Source organism: Alicyclobacillus contaminans DSM 17975 (assembly GCF_000429525.1).
GTDB lineage: Bacteria > Bacillota > Bacilli > Alicyclobacillales > Alicyclobacillaceae > Alicyclobacillus_A > Alicyclobacillus_A contaminans.
On sequence record NZ_AUCA01000015.1, the window covers coordinates 18,755 to 43,537 of the forward strand.

Here is a 24,783-nt window from a genome sequence, read left to right on the forward strand (position 1 = left end):
CAGTTCGATTGAAGTACGGTGGTCTTGTGTGAGTGATTACTCACTCTTATTCTGGAGGTGATGCGAATGACCCATGGGACTGCGGCCAAGGGGCAGACGGCCATCCGTGTGGCGCAGGTGCACAAGTCGTTCGGCAGAAAGCACGTGTTGCGGGACATCACGCTCACGGTGGAGTCCGGGGAAATTTTCGGTTTGCTGGGACCGTCCGGATCGGGCAAAACGACATTGGTGAAGTTGATTGCAGGATTGGACGATGCGACCTCCGGCGAGGTGGAGGTGGCAGGCGTGCGCATGCCGAGCCTTGGCATGTTGAGCAAGATTGGCTACATGGCTCAATCGGATGCGCTGTACACGGAACTGACGGCCAAGGAGAACCTGGCGTTTTTCGCGTCGTTGTACGGGCTGTCGGGCGTGCAACGGGCGAAGCGAATGGCCGAGGTGATGGAGCTGGTGAACCTGTCCGATGCCATGAATGGGGTGGTGTCGGCGTACTCCGGGGGCATGAAGCGGCGGCTGTCGCTCGCCATCGCGCTGCTGCACCAACCGGGAATCCTGATTCTGGATGAACCGACGGTGGGGATTGATCCCGTCCTGCGCAAGGCGGTCTGGGACGAATTGAAGCGGATGAGCGAGGCGGGAACCACCATTCTGGTCACGACGCACGTGATGGACGAAGCGGAAAAATGCCATCGCCTGGGATTGATCCGCAATGGCGTTGTGATGGCGGTCGGCACGCCGGAGCAATTGAAGCAGGACACCGGAGCCGGCAGTGTGGAGGAAGCCTTCCTTGTGTACGGAGGTGGCGAACAATGAGGCTTGGTGCGTTGATTCTGCGCATTGTCCGTCAATTCTGGCACGACAAGCGTACGCTGGGGCTGATGTTCATTGCGCCGCTCCTGGTTCTGTGGCTTGTGTCGCTGGTATTCAACGGAAACGCCTATCATCCACACGTGGGCACAGTTCAGCTGCCGGCGCAGTGGACGGCCCAGCTCTCCCGCGCGGGTGCTGACGTGTCCACCTATGATACGGCTGCGGCGGCGGAGTCCGCGCTGAAATCGCATGAATTGGACGCCTATGTAGCGTGGAGTTCGGGAACGCTGCAGGTGAGACTGGAAGGCAGCGATCCGTCCATCAACAAATCGGTGCTGCTGTTGCTGCAACAGGCGCTGTCCACCCATGCGGCGCCCGTCGGCGGGGTTCCGACGTCGGTCATCACGTATCTGTACGGATCGGCCGACATGTCCACGTTCGATGGCGTGGGTCCGGTATTGATTGGGGTATTCGCATTTTTCTTCGTCTTCTTGATTGCCGGGATTGCCTTTTTGCGGGAACGGACGAGCGGAACCCTGGAGCGGTTGATGGCGACGCCGCTTCGGCGCTGGGAAATGGTGCTCGGATATGTGATTGGGTTCGGCATTTTCACCACCCTTCAGTCGGCGGTCCTGACCGCGTTTGCCGTCTACGGCCTCGGGCTGATGATGAACGGCCAGTTGGTGCTGCTGTTGCTGGTCACGCTGCTGTTGTCCATGACCGCATTGACTCTGGGGACGCTGCTGTCGTCGTTTGCGAACTCGGAGTTTCAAATGATGCAGTTCATTCCTTTGGTGATTGTGCCGCAAATCTTCCTGTCCGGGTTGTTCAACATGGACAACATGGCGGTGTGGCTGCGCTGGCTCGGCAAGATGATGCCGTTGTCCTACGCTGCCGATGCGCTGCGGGACGTGATGATCCGCGGGCGAGGTCTCACGGACATTTATCCGGATCTCCTGATGCTGCTCGCGTTTTCGCTGGTGTTCATGGTGGCCAACACCATTTCGTTGCGGAAGTACCGAAGAGTTTAGTATCGTGATATGGAATGGGCGCGGTGGCGGGCCAATTTTCCGCAGGCCGCGCTCAGCATTTCAATTCAGAGAGGTGCGGACACGTGGCGGATCAGGTGGAACAATGGGTCGCGGAACTGCTTCGGCTGAGCGACGAGGACGAGAAGTTCACCGAGAAGCAGTTGAAGATTGTGCAGGCAGCCATTGAGATGTTTTCCGAGAAGGGGTACGCTGCCACGTCCACCAGTGAAATCGCGCAGCGCGCGGGTGTGGCGGAAGGGACCATATTCCGGCACTACAAGACGAAAAAGGATCTGTTGGTGTCCATCGTCGCTCCCGTGATGTCCAAGTTGGTCGCGCCGTTTGTCCTGCGCGATTTTTACGAGGTGCTGGATTCGAACTACGTCCGCTACGAGGACTTTGTTCGAGCGCTCTTGCAGAATCGCTTGGAATTCGCGAAAAAGTACTTTCCCATTTTGAAAATCATGATCCACGAAATCCCCTTTCAACCGGAACTGCAATCGCAGTTCAAGGAACACGTCGGCAAACAGGTCATCGAACGCATCCGTGTCATCGTGGAGCGGTTTCAGGCACAGGGGCAGATTGTGGACATGCCGCCGTATACCGTGATGCGGTTGACCGCTTCGACCGTGATTGGCTATTTGTTCGCCCGCTTCTTCCTGGTGCCCGAGCTGGATTGGGATGACCCACAGGAAATGGAGTACACCGTCCGCTTCATCATGCAGGGTCTGCGGCCGTCCTGATGAAGCCATGCGGATACCGCTCGAGAACTTCTCCCCTCCCTGTCCGCCCGCATAGGTCCGTTTCCAATTTGGAGATGCACGAATGTAGAGTGAATGTTCGTGCCGAGAAAACGAACATACCATTTTCTCGATTTGCGCAGTCAATGCAAGGTTGAAACAGTTTTGAAGTAGACCGGGTATACTGAGTGACAAGGACAGGCCTCCACCCAATGCGGATGGCCGGCGCAGCGGCGGAAGGAGGGGTGCCGGTGAGAGTGTTGGTGGTGGAAGACGACGCTCATCTCGCCCGCGCATTAACGGAGCTTCTGCAAAAGCACGAATTTGAAGTGGACCATACGGATACGGTGTTCAACGCCATTGATTTGGCCATGACCAGCGCGCATGACTGCATGGTGGTGGACGTCATGCTGCCGGATGGCGATGGCATGGAGTTCGTGGCGAAACTGCGGGAACTGGGGATTCACACCCCGATTCTGATGTTGACCGCGCGTAACGCGCCCGAAGACCGAGTCCACGGACTGAATGCTGGTGCCGATGATTATTTGGGGAAACCGTTCAACGCCAGTGAGTTCATCGCGCGTATTGAGGCATTGATCCGGCGTGCCGCTGGATACACCGCCATTGATGTCATCACGCTTGGCCAGGCGGCGCTGCACAGAAATTCACGCACCTTGTCCTATCACGGCCAGCACCTGGAACTGTCCAGCAAGGAGTTTTTGCTGTTGGAGTGCTTGATGCGCCACCCTAATCAGGTGTTGTCGCGAGATCAGTTGATATACCACGTGTGGGGGCCGGAGGCGGAACTGGCCGACAATGCGCTGGACACGTATGTGTACTTTCTGCGCAAGAAGTGCGCGCAGTTGGGGATCAAAAATATTATCAAAACCGTGCGGGGCCAAGGTTATATGATACACCCCAATCCTAGGTGAGCGGGATGCTGAAGCGATTTTACCTGCAGATTTCCTCGTTGATGATTCTCGGAACCGTGGTGCTGCTCGCCTGCTTCGGCGGGTTTGTGTACTTCGAACTGCAACGATACCTGCGCTTTGTATCAGAAGTAAGCCTCCGCTCCGAATACATGGAAGTTCATGACCGGTTGATGGAACCTGGAGCGTTGCCGGACATCTGGTCCCAGTTGGATACCTCGGACGACCAGGGAATGAGCATGTACGTGCTGATTCACACGGCTCACGCCGACTACATATCGCCTCATTCGCCGATTTCTTCCGAAGATATGTTGGCGCACGCGGAAGATGGCCACTACACCACCATGATGGTGGGGGACTCGCCTTACCGCATGTTTGCGAAAACGTTCACCCAGGCGGGGCAGCGCGTACTGGTGGTGACCTGTGAGTCCACGGCGCAGGCGCACGAGACGTTGGAACATGTCCGAGATGTGCTCCTGTCTCTGGGGGTGGCGGGGATTTTGTGCGCCGTTTTGTTTCACCTCTGGATTGCTCGAAAGGCACTCATCCCGGCGCAAAAAACCTGGCAGGCGCATCAGGAAATGTTGGCGGAGATCTCCCATGAATTGCAGACCCCGCTGGCGACCATGAGCGCCATTGTCAGCACCCATGTCGCGGATTCGGCCGTTCGAGAGGATTTGAGCCGAGAAATCCAGGAAGCCGCCAATCTTGTCAAGGACATTTTGTATCTCTCGCGGCTGAACGCCGAACCGTTCGAGGTGCCGCTGCAACCGGTGGCTGTGTCCGATCTGACGGAAGAGGTGATTGATCGATTCCAGCCGCTGCTGCAGCAGCGCCATATCGAGTTGGCCGGACATGCGCAGCCGGGATTGTTCGTGATGTCCACGCCGGAGATGTGGACGCGCCTCATCAGTGTCGTGTGCAAAAATTTGGCGGATCATGCGGAGGCGGGGAGTCAGGCGACGTGGTCTCTTACGGCATGGGCTGCGACGGTGCAATTTCGATTGCGCAATCGCAGTCGCAAGGGCATCGGGGAGGCGCCGGCAGACGCCACCCGCGGCTTTGGCATGAAAATTGCCCGTCGCATTCTGCAGGAGATGCGTGGCCGGATGGACATTGAGCGGGACGGTCCATGGGTGATTACGACGGTGACGGTGCCGCGAAAGGTGAAGCTGTGATGTCCTACCAGGCCGCTTGGATCGGCTTGAGATGGTTTTGAGGTTTCACCGCTATGCTGGTCGCTGAACGGGAGTGATTTGAATTCATGACCAGCTTGTATCACCTGTTTGAAGTCCGTTTGATGGATGGGATGTAGGGTTACGGAGAGGAGGCTGATGAACGTGCCGACGGTGGAAGAGAAACAATTGGCCCGCCAGCGGCGGGAGCGCAAGCTTCGCCTGTGGTTGACCACCCTGTCCTGGGGGACGCCGGTGGTTGCCTTCGGTTCCCTGTTCTCCCTTTGGCATCAGATCGCATCCGCGTCGACCGGTCATCGCACAGCCACTTCGACCACGGCGGCAGTGCCGCAGAAAGTGACGGGAACCCGTCACGACGTTGCGCAAACCATGACCTCGTCGAAGCCGTCGTCCCCGCTTCATACGAGTGGCACTGCGAATAAGATTTTGTATCAAATCGGATCCCACGGCCAGGGCGTCAGCGCCATTCAGGCATGGCTGTCCAAACTCGGGTACTTTCACCATGTCGTGACCCAGACATACGGCAGCGTGACCGCGGCGGCTGTCCGAGCGTTTCAGGCGGACCACGGCTTGTCGGCGACCGGAGCGGTGGACCAGAAGACGTGGAACGCCCTGCGGAACGCCGCCGGACAAGCCGGTGCCAGTTCCGTCACCTCCGCGGCGCCATCGTCCAGCGGCAATTTCGGAAGTGCCGAGCCGAGTCAGCAATCGGTTCCGGTGATTGTTTCGTCCGGGTCGTGACGGCTGCCATGAATCGTCTGCGATTTCGAGCCATGGGAACCGATGTGGAGATGCTGGTGGCGGACGGCGCACCCGTGGAGGCGGATGGCGCATTGCAGTGTGCGAGGGACGAAATGGAGCGATTGGAGGCGATGCTGTCGCGATTTCGCCAGGATAGCGACGTCAGCCGGATCAACGCCGCGCCTGGACAGTGGGTGACGGTGCGTGAAGAGACTGTGCGCGTTCTCGAACTGGCCAAACAAGCGTTTGACGAGACGGAGGGCCTGTTCAATCCATGCCTTGGTCAGGTGTTGGAGCATATTGGATATGACGTTTCGTTTGAACAGGTGGAGGGGCGACCCGTCGTGCGTCTGAACTCGTCGCATCCGTACGAGGCTCCGACCACCTGTCCGTTTGAAATCAATCCGTCCCAACACAGGGTCCTGCTTCATCCCGGCTATAAGTTGGACCTCGGAGGGATTGCAAAAGGTTGGATTGTGCAGCGGTCGGCGTTGGTCCTGGAGCAGTGGGGCATGCGGAACTTCCTGGTGAGCGCCGGCGGGGACTTGGTCTGCCGCGGCTCGAACGGGGAACGGCCGTGGTGCGTGGGGATTGCCAATCCGTTCGGCGGTGAGGGAGACAATGTGCTCATGCTGGACGTGACCGACATGGCCGTCGCCACGAGCGGAACGTACCGTCGACGCTGGTCGTTCCACGGGACGCCGGTTCACCACCTGATTCACCCGTATTTCGGCGTGCCGGCGGCCTCGGACGTGGTTTCCTGTTCCGCGCTCCACCCCGATTTGGTGCGCGCGGAGGTGCTCGCAAAAGTGGGCTTGCTGCTCGGTGCGGATGCGGGCAGGCAATGGCTGCAAAAGCGCGCTGTCGGTGGCTTTGTGCTGGTCCTGAAATCAGGGGAGGTGGTGCATGCATGGAACTCCTGAACGAACGTCAACGCGTTCCGTTTGCGTTTGTCTGGGTCATGACCGTTCTCTTGCTCGCCGGTTCATTCGTAGCGCTGCACCTCGCCGCCCCGGGGCAGGCCACGGCCAACAAGTTCTATTGGTACATGGCCAGAGCGGCCGGATTCACGTCGTACGGAATGCTGTCTCTGGCCGTGCTGCTTGGTCTGTCCACCAGCTGCGCATTCTGGGACAGGTGGCGGCTGCGCAAGCTGATGACGCAGATGCACCAGTACGCTGCGCTGCTTGTGCTTCCCTTTTTATTGTTTCACCTGTTCGGATTGTATCAGGACACGTCCGTGCCATTTGGGCTGGTCGGCCTGTTGGTTGCATTCACGGCCAAGTACCGACCGCTTTTCACCGGTTTCGGCGTCCTGGCATTGTACGGCTGGGTGGTGCTGGTGATCTCGTCGTACATTCGGGAGCGAATGTCTGTAAAAGTATGGCGTTGGATTCACTACTCGTCCATGCCGATGTTCATCCTTGTGACGCTGCACGGCCTGTTCACCGGCTCGGACAGCGCCTCGTTGTGGGCGGCGGTGGTGTACCTGATTCCCATCGCCCTGTTTCTCCTTCTGGTGGCAAGGCGGTTTCTGCCGACCCGCCCGGTGCACAAACCGAGCCGGACATAGTAAGGCGAGGCGGATCTTATTGCAGATGCCGTTCCATGGCGTCCTGCATCACCTGCAGCTTGGTTTCGCACTCCGTTTCGTTGACGCCGCGGGCGGCCAGATAGACTTTGATCTTCGGCTCCGTGCCGGATGGCCGAATGGCCATCCAACTCTCATCTTCAAAAATATATTTGAGGACGTTCGAGCGCGGCAGAGAGAGCGGATCGACCGCGTCCTGCCCACTCCTTTTGCCGAGGGTCCGTCGCTCCGAGGTTAGGTAGTCCTCCACAGCGGAGAGGTTCAGGTCCGGCACCGTCGGCACTTGTTTTCGCAATCCGTCCATGACCCGTTCCACTTCCTTCGCGCCTTCGCCCGCATTCAGCGGAACCGTGACCAATCGTTCGGCAAACCACCCGTGGCGCGCAAACAGATGGTGCAGCGCGTCGATGAGGGTCGCTCCCCGCCGTTTATACCAGGCGGCCATGTCGGCGATGGCCAGACAGGCTTGCACCGCGTCCTTGTCCCGGACTATCGGCGAGATCAAATATCCATAACTCTCTTCAAAGCCAAACAGGAACGTGTGGGCGCCGGTCTGTTCGTACACGGTGGCTCCGTGGCCAATGTATTTGAACCCGGTGAGCACGTTCTCAGCGGCCACACCATAGCTGGCCGCAATCACCGCCCCCAGGTCCGACGTTACCACCGTTTTGAATACAACGCCGTTGGCCGGCAGCGTCCTCGTCTCCTTTCGCCGGGAGAGCAGAAAGTCGATGAGCAGGGCGCCAACCTGGTTGCCGCTCAACAACTCGTACGTGCCATGCCGGGTTCGAACGGCGATGCCCGCTCGATCCGAGTCCGGATCGGTTCCGAGGACCAGGTCCGCATCCCGTGCACGGGCGGCTTCGATGCCGAGGCGGAGGGCGCTGTGCTCCTCGGGATTGGGACTTTTCACCGTGGGGAAATCACCGTCCGGCTGTTCCTGTTCTGCAACCACATGCACGTGTTTGTAACCGGCCTGCTCGAGCGCCTGTCGCACCGGCCGGTTTCCGGCGCCATGCAGCGGCGTGTAGACCACGGTCAAATTCCGCCGGTCCTCGGACGTCACGGCGGGACTTGCGACGGATTGTACGACCGACCGGACGTAGCGTTCGGTCAGGGCATTGTCCCACCATTGGAATAATCCCTTCTGTTCTGCGTCTGCCAAGGGCAGCGTGGGCAGGGCAAACACATCTTCCTGCTGCATCATCAGCTCGTGGATCCGGTTCGTATCCTCAGGCAGCAGTTGATACCCCGCTGGACCGTACGCCTTATAGCCATTGTATTGCGGAGGGTTGTGACTGGCCGTAATCATGATGCCGCCAGCGGCCCGAAGGTGGCGAATGGCAAACGACACCTCCGGCGTCGGACACAGAACGGGCGCCACCATCGCGCGAATGCCGAGGGCCGCGAGCGTCAATCCGGCTTCCTGTGCAAAGGTTCGGGAGTGGTGCCGGCAGTCGTAACCGATGGCGACGCCCCGGGTTTTGGCATCCGCGACGGTTTGCATCAGAAACTGCGCCAGCGCGAATGTGGCACGGCGAATCGTGAAAATGTTGAGCCGATTGGGGCCAACGCCCATCAAACCGCGCATGCCACCGGTGCCGAATTCCAAAGTTTTCCCAAAGCAGTCGTTGACAGCATCCGGATTACCCTTCAAGTGTTCCAGCTCGTTCCGTACATCGTCGGGCAGCTGTGCATGGTTCAGCCACGTTTCGAACTCTCGCTGTGCGTCCACAAATTCGACTCCTTGCTGTGAAATTTGTCCATCGGATGTCTGCATCCCTTCATGCTGTATTCTGTGTCAATCTGGAACAGATATCCATGTGTGGTTGGGCGGTGATTGACGGCGCTTACATAAGCGTCTTACAATAAAATCATAATTCTTATTTGTAACAGTATTTCATATATGAAATATTAGGGGTGGCGCATGGACGCCCGGGGGGGAATGCGTTCCCTCGTCCGATGATGACGCGGAGAAATGGAGGCGTGACGATGAATTTTGAGCTGCCGGAAGAAGTACTGCAGATGAAAGACATTGTCCGAGATTTTGTGGAGAACGAGGTCGAACCGCTCGCCATGCAAATTGAAGAGGAAAATTGTGTACCGGATGCATTGCTGGAGCGGTCGAAGGCGCTGGGACTGTTTGGTCTGAGCATTCCGGAGGAATACGGCGGCATGGGACTCAGCATGCTCGGAAAGTGCGCGATATACGAGGAACTGGGCAAGACCATCAATGGGTACACAACGATTCTCGGCGCGCACAACGGTATTGGTTCCGTGGGGATTGTGGAGCTGTCCAATGAAGAACAGCGGCGGCGGTACCTGCCAAAGATGGCCACCGGCGAATGGATTGGGGCGTTCGCGTTGACGGAGCCGCAGGCCGGGTCGAACGCGGCAGCACTCCGGACGACGGCGGTGAAGAAGGGCGATCGATACATTCTGAACGGACAAAAGATTTACATCACCAATGCACCGATTGCTCATGTGTTCACCGTGATGGCGGTGACAGATCCTGCGAAGGGGCCCAAGGGAATCACGTCGTTCATTGTCGAGCGGAATTTCAAGGGTTTTCAGATGGGCAAGGTGGAGAAAAAGATGGGATTGCACGGGTCGCACACGGCGCAGCTGTATTTCGAGGATATGGAGGTACCGGAAGAAAACGTGCTGGGACAAGAGGGCCAGGGCTACGTCAACGCACTGAAAATTCTGGCCAACGGGCGAGCTGGTCTGGCCGCACGGTGTCTCGGCTCTTGCCAGTATCTGCTCGACCGCTCGGTGCGCTACGCGCTCGAACGCGAGCAGTTTGGCAAGCCCATCTTTGAACAACAGATTATTCAACATTATTTGTCCGAGATGGCCGTGGAGATTGAGACACTGCGCTGGCTCACGTATCGCGTGGCGTGGATGACAGACCAGGGCATGAATGTGGTGAAAGAGGCGGCCATGTTGAAGCTGTACGGCTCCGAGGTGTACAACCGGATTGCCGACAAGGCTGTGCAGATTCACGGGGGTGTCGGGTACATTGCGGAGTATCCCATTGAACGGTTCTACCGAGACGCGCGCATCACGCGCATCTACGAGGGAACGTCTGAGATTCAGAAAAACATCATTGCGGCGCAGTTGAAAAAGGAATACACCCGTTGACAGCGCCGGCGGGAGGTTCCATGGCCCTTGCACAATGAATTGTTTCGGCTATAATACGTTTCGTTCCATGAAACAGACAGCCGGGACAGGTCGTGGGGGTGTGTGGAAAGTGGCTGGATTGTCGCGAACCAAATCTGCCTGGATGATTGCGGCGTTGGTGTTGATTTGGGGGTTGAGTTGGCCCATATACAAGGTGGCGTTGATGGATACACCACCCGTATTGTTTGCCGGCATGCGCTGTTTCCTCGGAGGCATCTTCATGCTGATGTTGGCTCTGCCGCGGTGGCATGCGCTGCGCTGGCGGCAATGTTGGCGCGTGTATGTGATTTCGGGCGTGTTTAACGCCGTTCTGTTTTTTGCGCTGCAGACCATCGGGCTGCAATATCTCCCGTCCGGTCTGTTCTCGGTGATTGTGTACCTGCAGCCGGTGCTGGTGGGACTGCTCGCCTGGATGTGGCTCGGTGAGCCGATGACGGTGCTGAAATTGATTGGGCTCGTGCTTGGATTTCTCGGTGTGGCCTGCATCAGCGCGGAGAGTCTGAGTGGGCACCTGTCTGTTGCAGGCATTCTGTTTGCGCTGGGATCTGCCATCAGTTGGGCGTTGGGGGCCGTTTACGTCAAGAAAGTGGGGGACCGGGTGGACGGTCTGTGGTTGGTCGCCGTGCAGTTTACTTGGGGTGGATTGGCGACCACGTTGTACGGACTCCTCACAGAACGCTGGTCGGACATCCAATTTGCGCACGGGCAGTACTGGTTCGGCCTGGCGTACGGCGCGCTGCTCGGCGTTTCGGCGGCTTGGCTGTTGTATTTCCGATTGGTGCAGGCGGGCGATGCGAGCAAAGTGGCCTCCTTCACTTTTCTCGTTCCGCTGTTGTCAGTGGTCACTGGCACACTGGCACTGCACGAACCCATCACGGTCAACCTGCTGGTGGGCATCGTGCTAATTGTCGCCAGCATCTACTTGGTCAATCGGCGAACCAGGCCGAAGCACCGCACGCCCGTGGCCGGTCTGGAGGGGTCGTCCAAAGTCTGATGGTGGCTGGCAAGATGTCCGTTGCCAACGCATAGGTTGACCCGGGAAGCACATACTTCAACTGCGATACCGAATCTTTTGTTGGCAAGGAGTTGATGATGTGCAGACGTATCGCGGTGGAAGTACGCTTTCCCAGTTCGGCAGCCAGCCGCAGAATGTGGTGAGCCAGATTCAACAGGATTTGCGCGGCGGCCAAGGTCAAGTCGGGTATCCGGCGCAGGGATTTTCCGGATCGACCTTGTCCCAGTTTGGGACAAACCCGCAGGTGGTTCAATCCCACATCCGCCAGGATCTGGCCCCTTCGTACGGACAACCCATGGTGTCCGCCCCGCAGGGCCCCCCGGTGGGGGCTGGCCAAATGATGCAACAGTTTGCCAGCCATCCGCAGGCCATTCAGCAACAGATTCGCGAAGACTTGGGACAGGGCTACGCGAGCAACGTGCAGTACGGCGGGGCGTATGGCAATACGCTGTCGCAGTTTGGCACGAATCCGCAGGTGGTGCAGCAACAGATCCAGCAGGATTTGGGCTATGGCCAGTATGCCGGCGCCGCACAAGCGCAGGCGGCGTACGGTCCTGCACAGAGTTTCTCCGGTTCCACCCTGTCGCAGTTCGGCAGCCATCCACAGGCCATCCAGCAACAGATTCGCAGTGATCTCGGCTATGGAGCGGCACCGTACGGCCAGGGACAGGCAAGCTACGGTCAGGCACAGGGGTATGCTGGACAAACTTTGTCGCAATTCGGCACCCATCCGCAGCTGGTGCAGCAGCAGATCCGCAATGACCTCAGCAACGCAGCGGGCCAAGGTCAGGCGGCGTATGGGCAAGGTTACGCAACCGGCACGCTATCCCAGTTCGGCAGCAACCCGCAGGCGGTTCAACAACAGATCCAGCAGGATTTGTCCCAAGCCCGCGGAAACTTCAATCAGTTTTCATGAGTCGTGCGTCCTGTCTCAGCCCCCGCTCTGACGCGAGCGGGGGCTGTTGCGCATGATGCCGATGGAAGGCGCCTGAACGCGCTGGAAGGAGGTCAGCCCATTTCTACCGGCTTGTCCGCCGTTGTGCTCGTCGCCTCGTTGTCCTTCGCATTTTATAATGAGAGGGACAGAACTCGGAATGATTCGTCATTTTGGGGCTGGCAGCGAACGCCACCCGAACGGCGGGGGCACATGACAGGAGGCGATGCAGTTGCAACGGAAAGTACTGTTCGCGACAGGAGATGTGGTGCCAAACAATGGGAACGGTTACTATCCTGCCGACATTCGGCGACTGTACAACATTCCGGCAGACCTGGACGGCGCGGGTCAAACGATAGGCATCCTTGAATTTTCTAATGGCTACAGTCTCCGCGACGCTCATCAATTCTGGTCGCTGCACGGCATCGCGCGCCCGCGACTCACCTTCGTCAGTGTGGATGGCACCCGTAATGACGGGGGAATCAACCCGGACGACGAAGAAGCCTCTCTGGACTTGCAGTGGGCCGGCGCCGTCGCACCGAAGGCCCACCTCATTGTATACGAGGCGAACGCTGGACGTACGTATGACGAGTTCGCCCAGGCGCTCATTCGAACGCTGCGCTACATTCTTCGCGATACGGTTCATCAACCTTCTGTCCTCTCCATATCCTACGGCGACGCGGAAACAAATTTCGCTCCCCAGTCGCTGACGGAAATTTCCGACCTGGTGGAACAACTGAGCGCGCGGGGCGTCACCGTCTGTATCGCATCCGGGGATCAGGGAGCGTACGGGATGCACAACCTCCGCGGCCCCTTGACTCCCCACGCGGACGCACCGGCCACCGTACCCGCCGCGGTGGCCGTGGGCGGCACCTCCCTGCAGCCCGACGGCACTGAGACCGCGTGGACCTACAACGGTCCGGACAACGGAGGCGCGACGGGCGGCGGGTTCAGCGCGGTCTTTGGGCGCACGCCATATCAGGCCGCTCTGCACCTGGTGACACGCGGGATTCCAGATGTCGCTCTGAATGCCGATCCGGCCACCGGCTATCAGATCGTTTTTCATGGGAAACCCGCAGTGGTAGGGGGGACGTCGGTCGCATGTCCGGTGTTGGCTGCCATCATCGCGCTCGCCAACCAACGGCGGGCCCAGCGTGGCCGGCAGCCTTTGGCCCATGTCACAGAGCTTCTGTACCGGTCTCCCGCCTCTGCGGGCTACCGCGACGTGACGGTGGGAAACAATACGTACAATGGGGTTCCTGGCTTCAGCGCCGGCCCCGGTTGGGATGCCTGCACCGGTTGGGGCAGCGTGGACGCCACCGCATTCATCAACTACTTGGCCGCGGCGGAAGACGTGATGGATCCTTCGGTTGGGACTGCAACACCATCATCCGTCACGGCGGCGCATCCGGTGATTCATATCTCTGCCATCATTCGAACCGTCGAACCGGATGAGACCACACACGGTGCATCTCATCATCATTTGCTTGTGACTGTGGAGAATGTACTCCAGGCGCGCGGCGTATCGGCGAATGATATTCCCGCCGAGCTGTTTTGCGCCATTCGCTACGGGGATTCGCTGGGGCTGCCAAGGCCCATTCCGGATTTGGCGCCGGGCCAGCCGATGGAACTGCAGGGGGAATTCGTGGCGGTCAATCGCATCTACCCGTCGATTGGCAACCCGGGCGACGCCGTGTTGCATTTCACGCACCATCCTGTGGGATTTGTCATCTATCACGGCGTGCGATACGAATAAACGGACTTTCAGAACAGCCTGGCACCGCCGCTGCGGCGACGGTGCCAGTAGCATCACAGAACGTGCACCCACGGTCTACCGCTTTGCCACACCACGTCGACCGTGAGGTCCAGTGCTTCGGACAGTATGGAAGCGGTGAGCACATCGAACTTTCGCCCCTGCGCCAGGACCCGGCCATCCTTCAGCACTAGCGCGTGCGTGTAGAACGGCAGGACTTCTTCGGGATGGTGCGTCACGTACAGCAGTGTCGGTGCATCAGGTGCTGCAGCCCGCTGTTCGAGAGCGGACAACAGCCGTTCCCGCGCGCGAATATCCAGGCCCGTGCACGGTTCGTCGAGCACCAACAGGTCGGGGTGGGCCATCCACGCCCTGGCGAGCAGCACGCGCTGGCGTTCGCCCTGGGACAACGTGTGAAAAGGCTGCGCCGCTAGTTCTCCTGCTTGAAACGCGTCGAGCATCGCCAGCGCCTCGTTGAGGTCGGCCGCCGACGGCTGCTGCCAGAGTCCGATGGACGCGTATTTGCCCCCCACAACAATCCGGACGGCCGTTTCACCCGGATGGGACTCCACCAGCGTATCTGCGGTGGCCACGCTGACCCAACCTATGCGTTTTCGCACGTCCTGAATGTTCGTGTGACCATACCGTTCTCCGAGTACCTGAACCTGCCCGCGGGTCGGCCACAGGTAGCCATTCAGCACATTCAACAGCGTCGACTTGCCGGCGCCGTTCGCTCCGATGACCGCCCAATGTTGCCCTCGCTCCACCCGCCAGTTGATGTCATTCAGAATCGCTTTTCCATTTCGCTGGACGGTGACCTGATTCACATGGATGATGGTGGATTGCATGGCAGAACCTATCCCCTTCCTCGTCCCGCACGGGCGGCGTCGCATTGCCACTCATTGTAGCGAACAATGGACGCCTGGGGAACCCGCCACGTGCGGATGGGACGGCGAGAAAGCGCTAGCCGCGCGACCACAGTTGCTCAATCTGCTCCAGTGTCTTCTCCTTGGTCTCCGGAACGACGCCTATTGTGAACAGGAATGTAAGGACCGACATCACCGCAAACACCCAGAATGTGAGCGCTGCACCAATGCCCGTGAGCAGGACCGGGAACGTCTGGGATACCAGGTAGTCCGCCGCCCAGAGCGCGAGAGACGCGATGGCCGTGGCGCGGCCGCGGATGTGCGTCGGGAAAATCTCGGAAATGACGACCCAGACAACGGGCCCGAGAGACATGGCGAACGATGCCACGAACAGCAGAATGAAGATGAGCACCAGGTAGCCTTGAATGTGCCCTGTGTGGAACGCGAATCCGACCACAATCAGGCAGATGGTCATACAGCCGGATCCGACCAACAACAGTACTTTACGGCCGACCCGGTCAATCAGCCACAGCGCCACCAGCGTGAACAACAGATTGACTGCGCCGACCAGAATCGTTTGAATCAGCGACGCGTTCTGTCCCGCGCCGGTCTGCTTAAAAATTTCAGGCGCGTAGTACATGACGGCGTTGATGCCTGTGACCTGTTGGAAGATGGAGAGGATCACGCCAACCCATAGCGCCCTGCGGAATCCGGGACGGAACAGCTGACGCAAACGCCCCGTTTCGGTGGCGATGGCCTGTTTGATGTCATCCAGCTCGCGCTTGGCCTGGGTGGATCCGTTGACGCGCAGAAGAATATAGAATGCCTGCGACTCATGGCCTTGTTTCAGCAGCCAGCGCGGGCTTTCCGGGACGAAGGCGAGCAACACCAAGAACACGATGCCCGGTACCAGTCCCAATCCGAACATCCAACGCCAGCCGGTGTGAATATCCCATTCGGTGCCTCCGAGACTGGCTACGCCGGCGTCCACAAAGTAAATGGCGGAAATGCCGATGACCACAGCCAATTGGTACAGGGATACCAGTCTGCCGCGGTGTCGGAACGGCGCAATTTCAGAAATGTACAATGGCGACAGCGTCGATGCGATGCCCACGCCAATGCCGCCCACAATGCGCGCAATGGTGAACCAGGTCACGCTGCCCGCTGTGGCGGACGCAATCGCTCCCAATGAAAAGAGGATGGCGGACAGCATCAAAATGCGTTTGCGGCCGAACCGGTCGCTGAGAAATCCTGAACACGCTGCGCCGATGATGGCGCCGACGATGAGGCTGGAGACCGTCCAGCCCTGCATGAACGGTGTCAGGTGAAACAGTTGCTGCATGAACCCGATGGCGCCGGAGATGACCGCTGTATCGTAGCCGAACAGCAGTCCCCCCACCGCCGCCACCAGGGAGGTGAGGACGACAAACCCTACGTCCACGCGGTCCGAGCTGTGCACAGTCTTTGCCAAGTCTGATTCTCTCCTTTGATTGTCTTGAAGGGTGACGCATCCACCGCGAGAAGCGGCTGGCCGGTTGCTGCAGGTTCGTGTACGCAGGTTCGCCGTTCCCGTTTGTCTCTTCGAGTCACTGCGCCTCCTGCGGTGCGGGAAAGCGCGACCAGCGTGTCCGGCAGCGGACACGCTGGTCAGATGGCATCGCGCTCAGATCATGGTCTCGTCCCAGAACTTGTCCACTTTCAGATGGGCGGCCAACGCTTGGCTTTCCGCGCGGTGCCGCTTGCGCAGTTCAGCGCGGACCGGCGCGGTTTCATACAGTTTCTTCTCTTCATCCGTTTCCGGGATGACCTTGGGGACGGGGGTGGGTTTCCCCTCATCGTCCAGGGCCACAAATGTCAAGAATGCGGTGGCGGCGATGCGCCGTTCACCGGTTTTCAGATTCTCGGCAACCACCTTTACAAACACTTCCATCGAACTTCTTCCGGTCCATGTCACATAGGACGACAGACACACCGAGTCCGACTTGCCAATGGGTGTGAGAAAGTCCACGGAATCGGTGGACGCCGTGACCACCTCGGTTCTGGCGTGCCGGGAAGCAGAGATGGAGGCGATGTCGTCGATGTATGCCATCAATTTACCGCCGAAGAGGGTGTCGTGATCATTGAAATCCGATGGGAATACCCGACTGATTTTCACACATCGGGATTCCTTGCACTTTTTCGCTTCCAAGGCAGGTTCACCTCCTTCTGTCGGCCGTGTTGATAACCTGGACATGGGTCCGTGTGAACTGGTATGACAGACCACGCCATAGCCATTATACCTGGGACCTTCACGGCATCCAAAATCTGCGCATGCGGGTTCTTTCACACGCTCCCGATGCGCTTTGTTGTGCGAATTGACAGTCTTCCTGGGCAGTGCTACAGTGGTGAATCCGGAGGTTGACTGGCATGTTCAGCGTATTGGGCAAGCTGCTCTGGTTTTTTCGCCAACATTCGCGGCGATACTCGATTGCCCTCGGTTTGCTGTTCATTTTGAATTTCGTGGAAGTCGCGCCCCCAAAATTGGTGGGGAACGTAATCGATGCGATGAATCAGGGGACCCTGACCCCTTCCAAACTGTTTGTGATGCTGGCCCTTTACGCGTTGTTGGCAGCAGCTTCCTACAGCATGGGATTCACCTGGCAGTATCAGTTGTACGGAGGCAGCTATCTGCTTCAACGCACGTTTCGATTGCGCCTCGTTCAACATTTTTTGCGCATGACGGCCCCGTTTTTTGAGTGCCACCGCTCCGGCGACCTGATGGCGCTGGCCACCAACGATGTGACAGCAGTTTCGCAAACTGTCGGTTTTGGCATGATGACGCTCGTCGACGCCACCACCTATTCCGCCACCATCCTCCTGACCATGGGCATGTTGATCAGTTGGAAGCTCACCTTGCTTTCCCTATTGCCCATGCCGGTCATTGCGGTTGCGGTAACAAAGTACGGTTCGATGGTGCACCGCCGTTTCACGCTGGCCCAGGACGCGTTCGGCAGCATGAACAACGGCGTGCTGGAGACCATCTCGGGGATTCGCGTGCTGCGCGCTTACGTACAGGAACGCCGAGCGTTCGCCCACTTTCAGGAAATCGCGGACGATGTGTACCAAAAGAATGTGGCGGTCGCAAAAATCGATGCAATGTTCGAACCCACCATCAAGCTGTTGGTCGGCATCAGCTATTTGATTGGACTCGGATACGGCACGGACATGGTTTTTCACAGTCAATTGACGCTCGGTGAATTGACGGCGTTCAACGTGTATCTCGGGATGCTCATCTGGCCCATGCTGGCGATTGGCGAACTGATGAACACGATGCAGCGCGGCAATGCGTCTCTGGACCGGATTGAGCAGACCTTGGCGTACCCGCCCGATGTGACAGAGGCACCGACCCCGGTGTCCGTGTCCGCGCCGGATTCGATAGTTTTTCGCCACGTCACCTTCCGATACCCGTTGGCCGCCCACGACAGCCTGCGGGACGTGTCCGTGCATCTCCGGCGCGGTCAGACCCTCGGCGTGGTGGGCCGGACCGGCAGTGGCAAGTCGACGCTGCTCAAGCAGTTGTTGCGGGAATATCCGTTGGGGGATGGCGAGATCTTGTTGGGCGGCGTGCCCATTGAGCAGATTCCCCTGGACCAATTGCGGAACTGGTTGGGGTATGTTCCGCAGGAAGCGATGTTGTTCTCGCGAACGGTCGCCGACAATGTCCGTTTTGCCGCACCAAACGCACCGCTCAAGGACGTGCTGGCGGCGCTCTGGATGGCCGGATTTCGCGAGGATTTGGCGATGCTGCCGAACGGCGTGGACACGCTGGTCGGTGAGCGTGGTGTGTCTTTGTCCGGCGGACAAAAACAGCGCATCGCGCTCGCCCGGGCTCTCATCAAGGATCCGGAAATCCTCATTCTGGACGACGCCTTGTCCGCGGTGGACGCGCGCACGGAGGCACATATTTTGATGCAACTTCGCGCCTGTCGCAAAGGCCGAACCACCCTCATCGCGTCCCATCGCCTGTCGGCCGTGGAGCACGCGGATTGGATCATCGTGTTGGACGATGGCCGGGTGGTGGAAGAAGGGCCCCACGTTCACTTGGTCGGCGCGGGCGGCTGGTATCAGGCGCAGTACGAACGGCAGCAGGTGGAGCAAGCCATGGCGTCCGATTTGGAATCAGGGGATGTTGAGCGAGAAGGCGGGGATGGCGAATGACGGTGGGCCGGCGCTTGTTCAAGTACGCGTGGCTGTACAAAGGGGCGTTGTTGGGCGCGCTGCTCATGCTCGTGGTTGCTGTGGGATCTGAGTTGTGCGGTCCTTTCATCGCCAAGACCATGATTGACCGGCACATTCTTGGCATTGAACAGCCATGGTACCGGACCACCGCCGAGACTCAGGGGGCGGTGCTTTACCACGGGCAGTTTTACGTTCGAGCGGATCGGTTGCAGCCGGGGCAGGCGCACGGTCCAGAGGTCCACATTCTGCAGGTCGGCCGCTCGTTTTACTTCATCCCATCCGCGCTTCCGTTTGACGGCGTGCGCGTGCTGAACGGGACACAGTTGACCATCACCCACGGCTCACAGCATGTGACGGTGCAGGCGGTGCCATTGACGCGCGGCGAACTCCTGGCCTTTTATCGGCCGGATGTGCCGGCGCTCTGGCAACTGGCGGGACTGTACCTCGCCCTGCTGGCGATTTCATCTTTATTCACGTATGGACAGCAATGGCTGTTTCAGGTCGCAGCAAACCGAATCTTACAGCGCATGCGTCTCGACGTTTTTGCCCACATTCAATGCGTTCCCATCGCTTACTTTGACCGGACACCCGCAGGCAAAGTGGTGTCGCGAATCACGAATGACACCGAAACCATCCGGGATTTGTTCGTGACGGTGCTGGCCAACATCTGCTCCAGCGTCATCTATATGGCGGGGATCTACTTCGCATTGTTCCTGCTGGATGCGGTGATGGCGTGCATCTGCCTGTTGCTCGTGCCGTTGCTGATGCTCTGGATTTGGGCCTATCGGCGCTACGCGGTGCGCGTCAATCAACGCATCCGCGCCCTCGTGGCCGATATCAACGCGATGATTCACGAAATGGTTCAAGGCATGCCGGTCATCCACGCGTTCCACCGCGAGGAGGCGGTGCGCGCGGAGTTTGAATCGCTGAACGACCGGCAGTTCCTGGAACAGAATCGGCTGCTGCGGGTCAATTCCGCCACCGGTTTCAACCTGGCCGGCGCGTTGCGCAACGTCTTCTTCCTCGCGTTGCTGTCGTACTTCGGCTGGCGGTCGCTGCACCTTTCCACCGTCATCTCGTTCGGCGCCCTGTACGCATTCATCGATTGTCTGACGCGGCTGTTTCAACCCGTGGTTCAGGTTGTGAATCAGCTGGCGAACCTGGAGCAGTCCCGCGTTTCCGCCGAACGCGTCTTTGAACTGTTGGATGAGCCCGGAGAACCCCTGGTGGACGCCGACGCAGTGCCCCGTTTCCGCGGAGATATCGAGTTTGACCAGGTGCACTTCTCCTATGACGGAAAGCACGAAGTTCTCAAGGGGATCTCATTCACAGCGCGACAGGGTCAGACGGTGGCCATCGTGGGTCACACCGGATCGGGCAAGAGTTCCATCATGAACCTGCTGTTTCGCTTTTACAATCCGCAATCCGGGACCATCCGGTTGGACGGCGTGGACATCACCACCCTGCCGCGTCAACAGGTCCGCCGCAACCTGGGCATTGTCCTGCAGGATCCATTTCTGTTCACCGGCACCGTCGCCGACAACGTGAGCCTCGGCGATCCGCGGATCACCCGGGAACGGGTGCAATGGGCGCTGGCCGAGTTGGGGGCGGATCAGGTGCTGGCACACCTGCCGGGCGGCTTGGATGCACCCGTGCTCGAGCAGGGCAGAACGCTGTCGGCGGGGCAGCGGCAGCTGATCTCCTTCGCCCGGGCGCTGGCGTTTGACCCAGCCGTCCTGGTCTTGGATGAAGCGACGTCCAGCATCGACACCGAAACGGAGGCCGCCATTCAAGCTGCGCTCGATGTGCTGAAGCGGGGGAGAACCACGCTCATCATCGCGCATCGACTGTCCACCATTCGCCACGCGGATGTCATTCTGGTGTTAGACCGGGGCGTGATTGTGGAACGGGGCAGCCATGAAGAGCTGATGGCGCGGCGGGGGCGGTACTACCAGATGTATCAATTGCAGCATAGTTTGCTGCCGGAAACCAGCGCATCCTCTCACCGCGCATAAATCCGCGTCCGGACTCTTAAGCTATGGGGAGCACCGCGAGGGGGGAAGGGTCGTGGATTGGTTCAACAAACTGCAGGCGTATTTTCCCGAACATGAAATGAAAGACGAAGGACAGATGCGCGAGTTGCTCTCGCACCACAGTGCGTACCGCAAGTGGGAGACTGACCAATTCGTGGTCACCTACGCCGAATTTCCTGACTTTCTGTTCATCGATTATCTGCTCGTCTATCCGGGGACGCGGGGACACGGTGTGGGGAGCCAGATACTGAATCGGTTCAAGCAAAAGGGAAAGACCATCGTACTTGAAGTGGAGCCGGCAGATGCGGAGGATAAAGACACCCTGCGGCGCGTCCGATTCTATGAGCGTAACGGCTTTCATCGGGCCAATCATATTGAGTACACGCGATCTGACGACGACGGCACTTCGTTTACCATGGACGTCTACTACTGGTCGCCGAACGAAGTCTCAGAACGCACCATCTTGCGACATATGTCCACGGTCTGTCGGGAGATTCACAATTTCCGGGCGCTCAAGTACTACGGCCGGGTGGTGGCCGATCCGGAAGAAGTGCTGAACTGGGTGCAATAACAAAGCGGCAGGTGGAACGGCGAACGGTCCGTTCGCCGCTCCCCGCATGGGGTTCAGGACGTCCGCGTCCGGCGGCGGTGGCGGTATTGCGTCCACTGGTAGCGAATGAAACAGCCCACGCAGAAGCCGAGGATGGCGACGAACGCGGCCGCAGCCACCAGCGCCGTGAACACGACGGCGACAACGGTCCAGTGAAGAAGATACCCGAGCCAACCAAGGGCCAGACAAATGACAGCAATCCACTGATTGAACTGTTGCTGGTCTCGGTCTTCCGGGATATAGGATGACAGCGGCTTGCGGAGAAACAGCCGCGCCACCCGCATGATGGGATGAAATCCGGTGAACAGGCCCATCAGGCCGGCGACCAGTGGAATGAGCAAGAACCAGTGGATGCCGGTCAACCATGTGGCGACGACGGCAAGCACAATCACCCATTGGTTGGTTCGCACCAACGGACGAGGAATGGACGAAGCGCGTGCCATTGAAATCACACCTTTTCATATCGGTATATAAGAATATTACCTGAACATGGCGGGGATGGAAAGCTGGAATTTCTGCGATGGACGTGGATTCGTAGAACTGTGGCCTCTGTTCCTCTATAATGTACGTTGAACTGTGCGATCAACGATTGAGGAACAGGAGGCCTCCCGATGATTCGAGTGCGATTCGTGAGTATTCCCGTCCGCGACCAGGAGCGGTCGCTGGAATTCTATCGGGATGCATTGGGGTTTCAGGTGGTAACCGACCAACCTTTCGGCAACGGACAGCGGTGGATTGAACTACAGCCGCCGGGTTCGGATACGCTCGTGGTGCTGTTCACGCCGCCAGGGCAAGAGGATAGGATTGGCGGTTTTCAAAATGTCTCGTTCACCGCGGACAATATCGAAGAAACCTGCAAAGTGTTGGAAGAGCGCGGGGTGCGCTTCATCAAGCCGCTCACCAGGGCGAACTGGGGCGGAATGGAAGCCATCTTCGCCGATCCGGACGGAAACACGTTTGTCCTGGCCAGCCCGGATGATTGAATGACCGAATCCCATCGGGCAGGCGCCATCCCATCACGATGGGTGGCTTCACCTTTCACACCATCTGTCACTTGCCAAACGATACAATCCTTGCTTCCGCTGGAGGGGTTGCGTCCGGCGGCCCGTGACCGAGGAGAGGCTGCAGAGTGCTTTTGAATCAGTTCATCCAGGATAACCGCGATATGTTAAAAATGTTGTTCAGCAATATTCCGGATCTACTTGTTCTCATGGAATATGGTGGAGACGGAAAATTTAGGTATATCCTGGTGAACGCTTCCGCGATGAAAGCCGCAAGCCTGCCACCGGATGTCTACGGAAAAACCATGGATGAGGTGCTTGAGCCGCAGAGGGCGGAGTTGCTGAACGCGTACTATCGAGAGGCAGCGACCACCAAACAGGTCATTTCATATGTGGAAGATTTCAACGGGGTATATGGGGAGACGGTGCTGTCTCCGATTGTGGACGATCGCGGCCGTTGTACGCACGTCCTGGCCATTACCCGGGATATCACGTCCAGGGAACTCCATCAACGGCAGTTGGCGCATCTCGCATACCACGACCCACTCACCGGGTTGGCCAATCGCCGCCACCTGTTGGACAGTCTCATCACGCTGGAGGCAGGTGCCAAGGAACGATCGTGCTTGTTGGCGGTGTTTTACATGGACTGTGATATTTTCAAGTCCATCAACGACGCATTCGGGCATGGCATCGGCGACGATTTTCTGGTCGCCCTCTCGCGGCGCTTGAAGAACTGTCTGCGGCAGGCGGACATTCTGTGCCGGATTGGCGGGGACGAATTTGTCGCCATATCGGCGGTCGAGCATGAGGACCAGGCCATCCGCATCAGTGAACGGGTGCTGCAAAGCATGCGCCGCCCATGGACGTTTGGCGACGCTTCATTTGAAGCGTCCATCAGTGTCGGGATTGCAATGTATCCCACGGACGGGCCGGATTTGGAGCGCGTCATTCAGCGCGCGGATACGGCACTGCAGGCGGCGAAAAACACCGGCGGCGGCCGATACGTCATGTATCGGCAGCTCCGAAACACAGCCGCATCCGTTCCGGAGACGAGGCGGACAGACGATGTGTGAGTGGTGGACTCAGAGGCAGTGGTGCAACCGATGTCACAGAGTGATTTTGTCATAGAAAGGAAACCGTGATGAAGCCAATTCTATTACGAGCCTTCGACGAGGCGGACGTTCCTTCGCTGCGCGCGCTGTTGCATTCCGTATGGGGGGATGACAGCAGCGTGCGTCACTATTACCGGTTCGGCCCTGTGGAACGGGAGGCGTCCTCCGATGTTCCGGCCCGGACGACGGTGGCAGATGTGTCCGGGGTGGTGGTTGGGGTTGCTTCCGTTTGGCGGGATTCGATGCATCCGAACCGCCTTCGCTGTGGTGTGATGGTGCATCCCGCCTATCGCCACAAGGGATTGGGTCGACAATTGGCCGCGTGTCTGGAAGAACTCAATCCGGAAGCGTTGCCGCTGTCCACATCGCTGTGGGCACACAAAGCGGAAGGCCGGACGGCCCGGTTTCTCCATGCACTCGGTTTCCACCAAGTCCAGGCCAAATACATCGGGCAGTTGTCTGTGCGCGATGTGGACGTGGAGGCGTTCCGGCCCTTGATGGAATGGGTGAAGGAGGCCGGATACACGGTTCACTCCCTGGCGGATTATCTGGAGCGGAGCGCGGACAGGCTGGCGTTGGCCGAACTGTTTCGCGAGGTGTATACAGCGTCCCATCGGCACGACCCGCCGGCGGACATGGCGTTGGTGGACTGGTTGGCGCTGCTACAGGAGAATGCGGTGCCGGATGGCAGCCTGGTGGTGCAATGCAACGGGGTGCCGGTTGCCGTGGCGCTGTTGCACAACGGGATCCAACAGTCCATGGAACTGGGATGGCGTGGCGTCGCCGCTGCTCACGCGCCCGCGAAACGGCAGCTTCTCCTGGCCGTGACACTGGCCCAGATCTCCTATGCAGCGGCGAATGGGGCGCGGCGCGTGACACTGGAGGCCGCATCGACGGACGCGGGGAGCATGACGGTGCTGGACGAGCTGCCGTTTGCGGCGACGCCGGGCTGGTTGACGTTTCACAACGACCCGGCGTGATCCGGCCATTCGACGCGATATTTTGCCCGCCTTGGTCCCA

The 24,783-nt window shown here is 58.9% G+C and carries 23 protein-coding genes; 18 read left to right on the top strand and 5 right to left on the bottom strand.

Translation table 11 applies throughout. The annotated features are described in order from the left end of the window. The first annotated feature begins 66 nt into the window (after positions 1–66). The 8 genes from G463_RS0107810 (at position 67) to G463_RS0107845 (ending at position 7,020) form a co-directional block, all read left to right on the top strand. Positions 67–813 carry an ABC transporter ATP-binding protein gene (locus G463_RS0107810; RefSeq protein ID WP_051322077.1) on the top strand — a complete coding sequence of 249 codons (747 nt, stop codon included), beginning with the start codon at positions 67–69 and terminating at the stop codon, positions 811–813. Next, positions 810–1,841, top strand: a complete 1,032-nt coding sequence (locus tag G463_RS0107815; protein WP_026974717.1) for an ABC transporter permease — start codon at positions 810–812, stop codon at positions 1,839–1,841. Before G463_RS0107810 ends, G463_RS0107815 begins: the two co-directional genes overlap by 4 nt. Positions 1,842–1,924: 83 nt before the next feature. Then, entirely contained in the window at positions 1,925–2,584 is a 660-nt protein-coding gene (locus tag G463_RS0107820; RefSeq protein ID WP_026974718.1) for a TetR/AcrR family transcriptional regulator, read from the top strand. 248 nt (positions 2,585–2,832) lie between these two features. Continuing rightward, positions 2,833–3,513, top strand: a complete 681-nt coding sequence (locus G463_RS0107825) for a response regulator transcription factor (protein ID WP_026974719.1) — start codon at positions 2,833–2,835, stop codon at positions 3,511–3,513. 5 nt (positions 3,514–3,518) lie between these two features. After that, entirely contained in the window at positions 3,519–4,688 is a 1,170-nt protein-coding gene (locus tag G463_RS0107830) for a sensor histidine kinase (RefSeq protein ID WP_026974720.1), read from the top strand. Between the two features lie 162 nt (positions 4,689–4,850). Beyond that, positions 4,851–5,447, top strand: a complete 597-nt coding sequence (locus G463_RS19400) for a peptidoglycan-binding domain-containing protein (protein WP_169725444.1) — start codon at positions 4,851–4,853, stop codon at positions 5,445–5,447. Between the two features lie 8 nt (positions 5,448–5,455). Continuing rightward, a complete protein-coding gene (locus G463_RS19405; RefSeq protein ID WP_156900133.1) occupies positions 5,456–6,370 on the top strand; it encodes an FAD:protein FMN transferase in 915 nt (304 codons plus the stop codon). Continuing rightward, positions 6,358–7,020 (top strand): ferric reductase-like transmembrane domain-containing protein, encoded by a 663-nt coding sequence (locus tag G463_RS0107845; RefSeq protein WP_026974721.1) that lies wholly within the window; start codon positions 6,358–6,360, stop codon positions 7,018–7,020. The genes G463_RS19405 and G463_RS0107845 overlap by 13 nt, the downstream gene beginning before the upstream one ends. A gap of 16 nt (positions 7,021–7,036) precedes the next feature. On the opposite strand, the gene G463_RS0107850 is transcribed toward G463_RS0107845, so the two are convergent. Continuing rightward, positions 7,037–8,773, bottom strand: coding sequence for a phospho-sugar mutase (locus G463_RS0107850; protein WP_026974722.1), 1,737 nt, complete (start codon positions 8,771–8,773; stop codon positions 7,037–7,039). Between the two features lie 257 nt (positions 8,774–9,030). Here G463_RS0107850 and G463_RS0107855 point away from each other — a divergent pair, with 257 nt between their 5' ends. The 4 genes from G463_RS0107855 to G463_RS19410 all read left to right on the top strand — a co-directional run bounded on the left by G463_RS0107855 (position 9,031) and on the right by G463_RS19410 (position 13,926). Next, positions 9,031–10,182 (top strand): acyl-CoA dehydrogenase family protein, encoded by a 1,152-nt coding sequence (locus G463_RS0107855; protein ID WP_026974723.1) that lies wholly within the window; start codon positions 9,031–9,033, stop codon positions 10,180–10,182. A gap of 142 nt (positions 10,183–10,324) precedes the next feature. Next, a complete protein-coding gene (locus G463_RS0107860; RefSeq protein WP_035486294.1) occupies positions 10,325–11,215 on the top strand; it encodes a DMT family transporter in 891 nt (296 codons plus the stop codon). Between the two features lie 100 nt (positions 11,216–11,315). Then, the gene (locus G463_RS0107865; protein WP_026974725.1) at positions 11,316–12,152 is read left to right on the top strand and encodes a hypothetical protein; all 837 of its coding nucleotides are present in this window, start codon (positions 11,316–11,318) and stop codon (positions 12,150–12,152) included. 250 nt (positions 12,153–12,402) lie between these two features. Further along, positions 12,403–13,926, top strand: a complete 1,524-nt coding sequence (locus G463_RS19410; protein WP_169725445.1) for a S53 family peptidase — start codon at positions 12,403–12,405, stop codon at positions 13,924–13,926. 53 nt (positions 13,927–13,979) lie between these two features. On the opposite strand, the gene G463_RS0107875 is transcribed toward G463_RS19410, so the two are convergent. From G463_RS0107875 to G463_RS0107885, 3 genes are all read right to left on the bottom strand, one after another. Then, positions 13,980–14,771: an ABC transporter ATP-binding protein gene (locus G463_RS0107875; protein ID WP_035486270.1), complete on the bottom strand. Its 792-nt coding sequence runs from the start codon at positions 14,769–14,771 to the stop codon at positions 13,980–13,982. 115 nt (positions 14,772–14,886) lie between these two features. Beyond that, a complete protein-coding gene (locus G463_RS0107880) occupies positions 14,887–16,260 on the bottom strand; it encodes a sugar porter family MFS transporter (protein WP_026974727.1) in 1,374 nt (457 codons plus the stop codon). 192 nt (positions 16,261–16,452) lie between these two features. Further along, positions 16,453–17,022, bottom strand: coding sequence for an acyl-CoA thioesterase (locus tag G463_RS0107885; RefSeq protein ID WP_051322082.1), 570 nt, complete (start codon positions 17,020–17,022; stop codon positions 16,453–16,455). Positions 17,023–17,195: 173 nt separating this feature from the next. Between G463_RS0107885 and G463_RS0107890 the strand changes: the two genes are divergently transcribed. The 3 genes from G463_RS0107890 to G463_RS0107900 are packed head-to-tail and all read left to right on the top strand — an operon-like array spanning position 17,196 to position 21,611. Further along, positions 17,196–18,986 (top strand): ABC transporter ATP-binding protein, encoded by a 1,791-nt coding sequence (locus G463_RS0107890; RefSeq protein ID WP_026974729.1) that lies wholly within the window; start codon positions 17,196–17,198, stop codon positions 18,984–18,986. After that, complete coding sequence (locus tag G463_RS19415; protein WP_035486271.1) at positions 18,983–21,022, top strand: ABC transporter ATP-binding protein; 2,040 nt, start codon at positions 18,983–18,985, stop codon at positions 21,020–21,022. The genes G463_RS0107890 and G463_RS19415 overlap by 4 nt, the downstream gene beginning before the upstream one ends. A 52-nt stretch (positions 21,023–21,074) precedes the next feature. After that, a complete protein-coding gene (locus G463_RS0107900; protein ID WP_026974730.1) occupies positions 21,075–21,611 on the top strand; it encodes a GNAT family N-acetyltransferase in 537 nt (178 codons plus the stop codon). Positions 21,612–21,664: 53 nt separating this feature from the next. On the opposite strand, the gene G463_RS0107905 is transcribed toward G463_RS0107900, so the two are convergent. Beyond that, a complete protein-coding gene (locus G463_RS0107905; protein ID WP_026974731.1) occupies positions 21,665–22,093 on the bottom strand; it encodes a DUF4395 domain-containing protein in 429 nt (142 codons plus the stop codon). Between the two features lie 168 nt (positions 22,094–22,261). Here G463_RS0107905 and G463_RS0107910 point away from each other — a divergent pair, with 168 nt between their 5' ends. The 3 genes from G463_RS0107910 to G463_RS0107920 all read left to right on the top strand — a co-directional run bounded on the left by G463_RS0107910 (position 22,262) and on the right by G463_RS0107920 (position 24,743). Next, entirely contained in the window at positions 22,262–22,633 is a 372-nt protein-coding gene (locus G463_RS0107910) for a VOC family protein (protein ID WP_026974732.1), read from the top strand. Between the two features lie 146 nt (positions 22,634–22,779). Beyond that, the gene (locus tag G463_RS19420; RefSeq protein WP_051322083.1) at positions 22,780–23,724 is read left to right on the top strand and encodes a diguanylate cyclase domain-containing protein; all 945 of its coding nucleotides are present in this window, start codon (positions 22,780–22,782) and stop codon (positions 23,722–23,724) included. A gap of 68 nt (positions 23,725–23,792) precedes the next feature. Continuing rightward, positions 23,793–24,743 carry a GNAT family N-acetyltransferase gene (locus G463_RS0107920; protein WP_026974733.1) on the top strand — a complete coding sequence of 317 codons (951 nt, stop codon included), beginning with the start codon at positions 23,793–23,795 and terminating at the stop codon, positions 24,741–24,743. The last annotated feature ends 40 nt before the right edge of the window (positions 24,744–24,783 follow it).